At 65.0% G+C, this 8,390-nt stretch carries 8 protein-coding genes; 4 read left to right on the plus strand and 4 right to left on the minus strand.

Annotated elements, in window-relative coordinates; all coding sequences use genetic code 11:
* Nucleotides 1-376: 376 nt before the first annotated feature.
* The 4 genes from H1S03_RS14265 (at nucleotide 377) to pcaF (ending at nucleotide 4,219) form a co-directional block, all read left to right on the plus strand.
* Nucleotides 377-1,378, plus strand: a complete 1,002-nt coding sequence (locus H1S03_RS14265) for an ABC transporter substrate-binding protein (protein ID WP_185804996.1) — start codon at nucleotides 377-379, stop codon at nucleotides 1,376-1,378.
* Entirely contained in the window at nucleotides 1,375-2,187 is an 813-nt protein-coding gene (locus H1S03_RS14270; RefSeq protein WP_249777939.1) for an ABC transporter ATP-binding protein, read from the plus strand. The genes H1S03_RS14265 and H1S03_RS14270 overlap by 4 nt, the downstream gene beginning before the upstream one ends.
* Entirely contained in the window at nucleotides 2,184-2,942 is a 759-nt protein-coding gene (locus H1S03_RS14275; protein ID WP_166195603.1) for an ABC transporter permease, read from the plus strand. The genes H1S03_RS14270 and H1S03_RS14275 overlap by 4 nt, the downstream gene beginning before the upstream one ends.
* 83 nt (nucleotides 2,943-3,025) lie before the next feature.
* Entirely contained in the window at nucleotides 3,026-4,219 is a 1,194-nt protein-coding gene (gene pcaF, locus H1S03_RS14280) for a 3-oxoadipyl-CoA thiolase (RefSeq protein ID WP_185804997.1), read from the plus strand.
* Between the two features lie 90 nt (nucleotides 4,220-4,309).
* On the opposite strand, the gene H1S03_RS14285 is transcribed toward pcaF, so the two are convergent.
* Genes H1S03_RS14285 through H1S03_RS14300 form a run of 4 tightly spaced genes read right to left on the minus strand, consistent with a single transcriptional unit; the run spans nucleotide 4,310 to nucleotide 8,196 of the window.
* Nucleotides 4,310-5,266, minus strand: coding sequence for an ABC transporter ATP-binding protein (locus tag H1S03_RS14285; protein ID WP_185804998.1), 957 nt, complete (start codon nucleotides 5,264-5,266; stop codon nucleotides 4,310-4,312).
* Nucleotides 5,263-6,249 (minus strand): ABC transporter ATP-binding protein, encoded by a 987-nt coding sequence (locus H1S03_RS14290; protein WP_166195594.1) that lies wholly within the window; start codon nucleotides 6,247-6,249, stop codon nucleotides 5,263-5,265. Before H1S03_RS14290 ends, H1S03_RS14285 begins: the two co-directional genes overlap by 4 nt.
* Nucleotides 6,250-6,258: 9 nt before the next feature.
* Nucleotides 6,259-7,212 carry an ABC transporter permease gene (locus H1S03_RS14295; RefSeq protein ID WP_166195590.1) on the minus strand — a complete coding sequence of 318 codons (954 nt, stop codon included), beginning with the start codon at nucleotides 7,210-7,212 and terminating at the stop codon, nucleotides 6,259-6,261.
* Nucleotides 7,213-8,196 carry an ABC transporter permease gene (locus H1S03_RS14300; RefSeq protein WP_166195587.1) on the minus strand — a complete coding sequence of 328 codons (984 nt, stop codon included), beginning with the start codon at nucleotides 8,194-8,196 and terminating at the stop codon, nucleotides 7,213-7,215.
* Nucleotides 8,197-8,390: the final 194 nt, after the last annotated feature.

Below are 8,390 nucleotides of genomic sequence, written 5' to 3' on the forward strand. Positions count from 1 at the left end.
AGTGACCTCCTGCATCTGACGCCCGGATCGTTTGCCTTACACCCATGCGCCCGAACGCCACTTTGGGTCGGGCGCATTCCGTTTGATCCTGGCCAGTTCGGGCAAAGCCGCATTGCTGTTCCGGGCCATCCCGGAGCGGATCATAAGGAAGGTTATGTAAAATATCGACCGTTTCAACCGAAGCGTGTGGCACCCGATGCCAGAATATGCAGCGCCGCCTTTGTTTCGTGCCGTTCGTGTGGGCAGGCTGGGCGAAAATTGTGCAAGTGCGCGGGAAATCGTGCCGGGGCGGATGCGTGGTGCATGATTTTTGTGGCGTGCCGGGCGCGTCGTCTCTCAGACTGTGCGAAACCGTATGCTATTGAGGGATTCACCCATGTTCACCCGCATTCTGATCGCCGCCTCGCTGCTGGGCGCGACCGCCGTCAGCGCCCAGACCGCGATGCCCTTCGCGCTCGACTGGAAATTCGAGGGGCCCGCCGCGCCCTATTTCGCCGCCATCGACAACGGCAATTTCGCGGCACTGGATCTGGATGTGACGGTGGAGGCGGGCAACGGCTCTCTCGATGCAATCCCGAAGGTCGCGACCGGCGCGTTTCCGGTCGGGATGGCGGACATCAACAGCCTTGTGAAATTCCTCGACCAGAACCCCGGCGCGCCCGTCATCGGTGCGATGATGATCTATGACAAGCCGCCCTTCGCCATCATTGGCCGGGCCTCGCAGGGGATCAGCGATCCGGCCAGCCTCGAAGGTCGCATCCTGGGCGCGCCGCCGCCCGATGGCGCATGGGCGCAGTTCCCGATCTTCGCCGCCGAAAACGATCTGGACATGGGTGCGATCACGGTGGAGCCGGTGGGCTTTCCCACTCGCGAACCCATGCTGGCCGAGGGGCGCGTCGATGCGATCACCGGCTTTTCGTTCACGTCCTACCTGAACGCGGCCCGTCTGGGCGTGCCCGAGGATGACCTCGTCACGATCCTGATGGCCGATTACGGCGTGGACCTTTACGGCAACGTCATCATCGTCAACACCGATTACGCGCAGGAAAACCCGCAGGTGATCGCGAACTTCCTGACCGGCGTGGCCGAGGGTTGGGCCGATGCCATCGCAGACCCCGCCGCCGTGATCCCGATGCTGATCGCGCGCAACCCCGCCGCCGATGCGGAGCTGGAGCAGCGCCGTCTGGAACTGTCCATCGCGGACAACGTGGCGACCGATTGGGTGATGGAAAACGGCTTCGGCATTATCGACGACGCCCGCATGGCCGCGGCGCTGGAGCAGATCGCCACGACCTATGAGTTCACGACGACGCCTGACGCATCGCTCTACTTCACCGATGCCTATCTGCCCGAGGGCGGGTTCGACCTCAGCGAATGATGCCAGACGACATGATCGACAAGTTGATCGACATCACGGCGGTGCGCCATTCCTATCGCACCGCCTCCGGCCCGCTGCCCGTGTTGGACGGGCTGGAGCTCAGCGTGCCCGAGGGCGGCTTCGTCGCTGTCGTCGGGCCGTCGGGTTGTGGCAAATCCACCCTGACCCGTCTGGTTGCGGGTCTACTGATCCCCGATGAGGGCGAGGTTCGGGTACACGGCACGCGCATCACTGCCCCCCGCTCGAATGTCGGAATGGCGTTTCAGAACCCGGTTTTGCTGGAATGGCGCACCATTCTGCAAAACGTCCTGCTGCCGCTGGAAATCGTGCCGAACAAGCTGTCGCGGGCCGAGGCACGCGACCGCGCCCGCCGCTTGCTGGCGCTGGTCGGCCTGGACGGGTTCGAGGACAAGCGCCCCTCGGAACTGTCCGGTGGCATGAAGCAGCGGGCCTCGCTGTGCCGCGCGCTGATCCACCAGCCCGAAGTGCTGATCCTGGATGAGCCGTTCGGCGCGCTGGATGCCTTCACCCGTGAGGATCTGTGGCAGACGATGCACAAGGTAAAGGCGGAGGAGCCGTTCACCGGCGTCCTGATCACGCATGATCTGCGCGAATCCATCTTTCTGGCCGACCGGGTGGTGGTGCTGTCGAGCCGCCCCGCCAGAACCCAGTTCGTGCTGGATATTCCCGATACCGGGCTGCGCACCCTAGACGATCTTTATACCCCCGAGGCCGCGGAGCGCCTGAACATCCTGCGCCACCAGATCGAGGTCGCCCAGGGCCGCACCCCCGCAGGAGATGCCGCATGAAGGCCCGTCAGATCATCGTCCCGCTGGTCGCGGTCATCGTGTTCCTGATCGCGTGGGAGGCGCTGGTCTGGATCATGGGCTGGCCGAATTACAAGATGGCCTCACCCAGCGATCTGATCCCGGCATATGAGCGGTATTGGGGCCTGTTCCTGACAATGGGCTGGCAAACCCTGTGGCGCACGGTGGCGGGGCTGGTGCTGGCCGTGATCTTCGGCGTGGCGCTGGGGATGGTGATGGGATTCTCGCGCACGATGCGCGATGCGCTCTACCCGCTGCTGGTGGGGTTCAACGCGGTGCCCAAGGCGACGGTGGTGCCCATCGTGGCGCTGATGTTCGTGGGCTGGCACGATTTCAACACGGTGCTGATCGCCTTCATGATCTCGTTCTTTCCCATCGCGGTGTCCGTTTCCATCGGGCTGAGTACGCTGGAGCCGGAATACCGCGATATCCTGCGTTCGCTCGGCGCGTCGCAGGCCACGATCTTCTGGAAGATCGCGTTGCCCAAGACCTTGCCGGAATTCTTCGGCGCGTTGAAGGTGGCGGTCACGCTGGCCTTTATCGGCACCAATCTGATGGAGATCGTGTCCCCCCACGGGCGCGGGTTGGGCGCGTTGTTCGACAGCGGCAAGACGAATTCCGACTATCCGCTGATGTTCGCGGTCCTGATCGCGCTCGCGTTTCTGGGGATCGTCCTCTACTACATCGTGGTCGCGTTGGAGAAGACATTTGCCGGCTGGGCGGATCGCACCGTTTGATGGCAGTGCCTTCGCAAGGCTTGACTGGCGCGTCTCAGCATGGCGATTGTCCGGGGGAATTTGAATTGCCCTGAGGAACAGCCATGACCGACGCCTATATCTGCGACTATATCCGGACCCCGATCGGACGCTATGCCGGGGGGCTGGCCCCTGTGCGCACCGACGATCTGGGTGCGATCCCGATCCGGGCGCTGATCGAACGTACCGGGCTGGATCCTGCCGCGATAGACGAAGTGATCTATGGCTGCGCCAATCAGGCCGGAGAGGACAACCGCAACGTCGCGCGCATGTCCGCCCTGCTGGCGGGCCTGCCTGAAACCGTGCCGGGCACCACGATGAACCGGCTGTGCGGGTCGGGCATGGATGCGATCATCACCGCCGCCCGCGCCATTCGCGCCGGAGAGATGGACCTGGCCATCGCCGGTGGGGTCGAAAGCATGTCGCGCGCGCCCCTGGTGATGCCCAAGGCGGATGCCGCGTTTTCTCGCAAGGCCGAAATCCACGACACCACCATCGGCTGGCGCTTCGTCAACCGCGCGATGAAGGCGCAATACGGCGTCGAATCCATGCCCGAGACGGCGGAAAACGTCGCCGCCGATTTCGGCATTTCGCGGGCGGATCAGGATGCCTTCGCGCTGGCCAGTCAGGAACGGGCGGCGGCGGCGCAGGCCTCGGGCCGTCTGGCGCGTGAGATTACGCCGGTCTCGATTCCACAGCGCAAGGGCGATCCGGTCGTGGTCGATCGCGATGAGCATCCCCGCGCCACGACGGCGGAAAAACTCGCGTCCCTGCCCACCCCGTTCCGTGAGGGCGGCAGCGTCACCGCAGGCAACGCATCGGGCGTGAATGACGGCGCGGCGGCGCTGATCATCGCCACGGCCGAGATGGCCGAGCGCCACGGCCTGACCCCCATCGCCCGCATTCTGGGCGGGGCCACCGCTGGCGTCGCGCCGCGCGTCATGGGGATCGGGCCGGTGCCCGCCTCGCAAAACCTGATGGCCCGTCTGGGTCTGAGCATCGACGATTTCAGCGTGATCGAGTTGAACGAGGCCTTCGCCAGCCAGGGCCTTGCCACGCTGCGCCAACTGGGTGTCGCGGATGATGACGCGCGGGTGAACCGCAACGGCGGGGCCATCGCGCTGGGGCATCCGCTGGGCATGTCGGGTGCGCGGATCACCGGCACCGCGATGCTGGATCTGGAACCGGGGCAAAAATCGCTCTCGACCATGTGCGTGGGCGTCGGTCAGGGCATCGCCATCGCGCTTGAGCGGGTCTGACTTAAGGGGGCTGGTCACGGCCAGCCCCACCACCTCTGCCTAGGCGAACGGTTATCTACCCTGGAAATCCCCAGCGTCCGGCCCCGCGGCTTACTCCGCGTGGTGACAGCGCACGCGGGTTTCACCGATCATGCGGGGGGCGGGATGCTCCTCCTTGCAGATCTGCGTCGCCAGCGGGCAGCGCGGGTGATAGGGGCAGCCGGGGGGCGGGTTGATGGCGTCGGGAATCTCGCCCTTGGGCGGATCGACCTCGCGCCCGAACGCATCCATGCGCGGGGCGGCGTCGAACAGCATCCGGGTATAGGGATGCTTGGGCGCGTCGAACAGCCGGTCGCGGGGTGCCTCCTCAACCAGCGATCCCAGATAGAGCACTCCGATCCGGTCCGCCATGTGGCGCACCACGGTCAGGTCGTGGCTGATGAACAGATAGGTCAGGCCCATCTCCTCCCTCAGATCGCTCATCAGGTTCAGCACCTGTGACTGGACCGAGACATCCAGCGCCGAGGTCGGCTCATCACAAATGATGATCTTCGGGTTCGAGGCCAGCGCCCGCGCGATGCAGATCCGCTGCCGCTGGCCACCGGAAAACTCGTGCGGGAACTTGCCCGCATCCGTGGCTGACAGACCGACCTGTTCCAGCAGCTTCTCCGCCAGACCCTGCGTCCGCTCACCCCGCACGGCGACGGGTTCCGCGATGATGTCGCGCACCTTCCATCGCGGGTTCAGCGAGGCATAGGGATCCTGAAAGATCATCTGCAATTCAGAGCGCACCGCATCCGGCCCGCCCTGATCGACGATGTCCACGCCGTCGATGACCACCCTGCCCGCGCTGGCCGGGATCAGACCCGCGATGATGCGCCCGATCGTGGATTTGCCCGAGCCGCTTTCCCCGACCAGCGCATAGACCGAGCGTTCCTCGATCTCGAAGCTGACATCCGCCACCGCGCGCAGCTTCGCCCTGGGCAGGCGTTCGATGACGCGGTTCAGCCACGGTTTCGAGACATCGAAGTCCCGGACAAGGTTTTCGACCCGGATCAGCGCGCTCATAAGGTGGCCTCCTGCTCATGGGTGATCGGGAACCAGCACGCGGCGCGACCGTCACAGGCCTGCAAGGTCGGACCCGGCGCCTGACGGCAGCGCGCCTGCGCCCGTTCGCATCGGGGGTGGAAGGCACAGCCCGCAGGCACCGCATCCAGACGCGGCATGGCACCGGGGATCTGGCGCAGGCGCTTTTGTCCCTGCGACGCCACCGGGGTGGAGGCCATCAGCCCCGCCGTATAGGGGTGGCGCGCCTGCGTCACGACCTCACGCACGGGGCCCAGCTCGGCCAGACGCCCGGCATACATCACCGCCACGCGGTCCGCGGCCTCCGCTATTACGCCCATATCATGTGTTACCAGCATCACCGCGACACCGCGTTCGCGGCACAACCGGCGCAGCAACGCGATGATCTGCGCCTGCACCGACACGTCCAGCGCGGTGGTCGGTTCATCCGCGATGATCAGTTCGGGTTCCGCGCACAGCGCCAGCGCGATCACGACCCGCTGGCGCATCCCGCCGGAAAATTCGTGCGGATAGCTGTCGATCCGCTGGCGGGCGGCGGGGATGCCGACCTCATCCAAAGCGGCGATGGCCCGCTCATGCGCCTGACTGGCGCTCAGGTCCAGATGCTCCTGTATCGTTTCGGTCAACTGGTCGCCCACCGTCAGCAGCGGGTTCAGCGAGGTCAGCGGATCCTGAAAGATCATGCCCATGTGCCGGCCCCGCAGCTTGCGCAAGGCCGCGCCCTGCAACTGGTGGATCGGCTGCCCCTGCAACAGAACCTCGCCCGAGGCGATGCGCGCCGGCCGGTCCAGCAGGCCGATCACGGCGTTGCCGGTCATCGACTTGCCCGCGCCGGATTCCCCCACCACCCCCAGGATTTCACCGGCGGCAATGTCATAACTGACCCCGTCCACCGGGCGCAGCACACCGTGGCGGGTGGGGATTTCCACGACCAGGTCGCGGACGGACAGAACAGGCTCGCTCATGCAGATACCTCAGCGCAGTCGGGGGTTGAGCGCGTCGCGCAGCCAGTCACCCAGCAGATTGATGGACAGCGCCAGCGCCAGCAGCGTCAGCGCCGGGAACAGCAGGATCCACCACTCGCCCGAGAACATGTAGCCCTGCCCGATGCGGATCAGCGTGCCCAGCGACGGCTTGGTCGGCGGGGCGCCCACTCCCAGAAACGACAGCGTCGCCTCCGCGATGATGGCCAGCGCCAGACTGATCGTCGCGATCACCAGCACCGCGTTCAGCGCATTGGGCAGGATGTGCCGGATCATGATCGAAAACGGGCGGCGTCCGACCAGCCGGGCGGCCTCGACATATTCGCGGTTCTTCTCGACCAGCGTGGCCCCGCGCACGACGCGGGCGAATTGCACCCAGTCCGACAGGCCGATCGCCAGGATCAGCACGTAGATCGCCATCTGATCGCGATATTCCGGCGGGGTGATCCCCTTGGCCACGCCAAAGATCAGCATCGCCACCAGGATCGCGGGAAAGGTCAGCTGGATATCGGCAATGCGCATGATGACGCTTTCGATCCAGCCGCCCAGATAGCCCGCCAACAGCCCCAGAACCACGCCGATCACCATCGCCAACATCACGGCGGAGAACCCCACCAATAGCGAGATCCGCATCCCGTAAAGGATGGTTGAGAACACGTCCCGCCCCTGATCGTCGGTGCCCAGCAGGAACACCTCACCGGTGAAGGCGTTCGGCTCTCCCGGGGGTGTGAACCCGTTCATCAGGTTCAGCGATCCGGGGTCGAAGGGGTTGTGCGGCGCGATCCACGGCGCGAAGACCGCCGACAGAACCAGCAGCGCCACCATGAAGGCGGAGATCATCGCCACCGGCGAATGCCGGAACGAATAGGCCAGATCGCCGTTCCACGCCCGCGCCAGACGTCCGGGCGTGCGGCGGGTTTCGATTTCTATCTGATGATCGGACATTCAGTGCCCCCCGGCCTTGCCATCGACGCGCAGGCGCGGATCAATGGCGAAATACAGCAGATCGACGATCAGGTTGATGCCGACGAACATGACGGAGATCATCATCAGATACGCGGCCATCACCGGAATATCGACGAATTGCACCGCGTTGATGAACAGCAATCCGACGCCCGGCCACTGGAAAACCGTCTCCGTGATGATGGCGAAGGCGATGATGCTGCCCAGTTGCAGACCGGTGATCGTGATGACGGGCACCAGGGTGTTGCGCAGCGCATGGCGGAAATTGATCGAGCGTTCGCGCAATCCGCGCGCGCGCGCAAAGCGGATGTAGTCCATGCGCAGCACCTCCATCATCTCGGTCCGCACCAGCCGCATGATGAGCGTCATCTGATACAGGCCCAGCGTGATCGCGGGCAGGACCAGCGCCTTCAGCCCGCTGACGGTCAGGAACCCGGTGGTCCACCATCCCAGATCGACGACCTCCCCCCGCCCGAACGAGGGCAGCCACCCCAGCTCCACCGAAAAGACATAGATCAGCAGGATTCCGATCAGAAATGTCGGCAGCGATACCCCCACCAGGGACAAGGTCATGATGACGTTCGAGCTGATCCCGCGTCTTCGGATCGCGGTCAGAATGCCAAAGCCGATGCCGCCCCCCAGCGCCAGAAGGCCCGAGACGAAGGCCAGTTCCAGCGTCGCGGGCAGACGCTCTGCCAGAATGGCGGAAACCTCGCGGCCCTGACGATAGCTCAGCCCGAAATTGCCCTGCGCGGCCTGTTGCAGAAACTTGGCGTATTGCACGACGAAGGGCTGATCCAGTCCCAGCTGCCCGCGCAGCCGGTCCACGTCGGCCTGCGTACGCTCCTGCCCCAGCATGTTTTCCACGGGATCGCCCACGAAGCTGAACATGGAAAACGCGACGAAGCCCGTGACCAGCAGGACCAATATCGACTGCGCCACGCGGCGGATGATGTAGGCGAGCATCGGGCAAACTTCCGGTCGGGGCCACGGGGCGTGGCCGTTCAGGTAAAGGCGGGCGGGTCAGGTCAGGGGTGCCGGCAGGTGGATCGTGCGGCGGGCGATCAGGCCCGCCGCACCCCTTTGGCAACGATCAGTCGTGTGTGAAGTACTTCACATGGACCGTATCGTCCGCATTCACGGCTGCGCCGACCTCGTTG

The organism is Pontivivens nitratireducens, from assembly GCF_014235845.1.
In the GTDB taxonomy this organism is placed as follows: Bacteria; Pseudomonadota; Alphaproteobacteria; order Rhodobacterales; family Rhodobacteraceae; genus Pontivivens; species Pontivivens nitratireducens.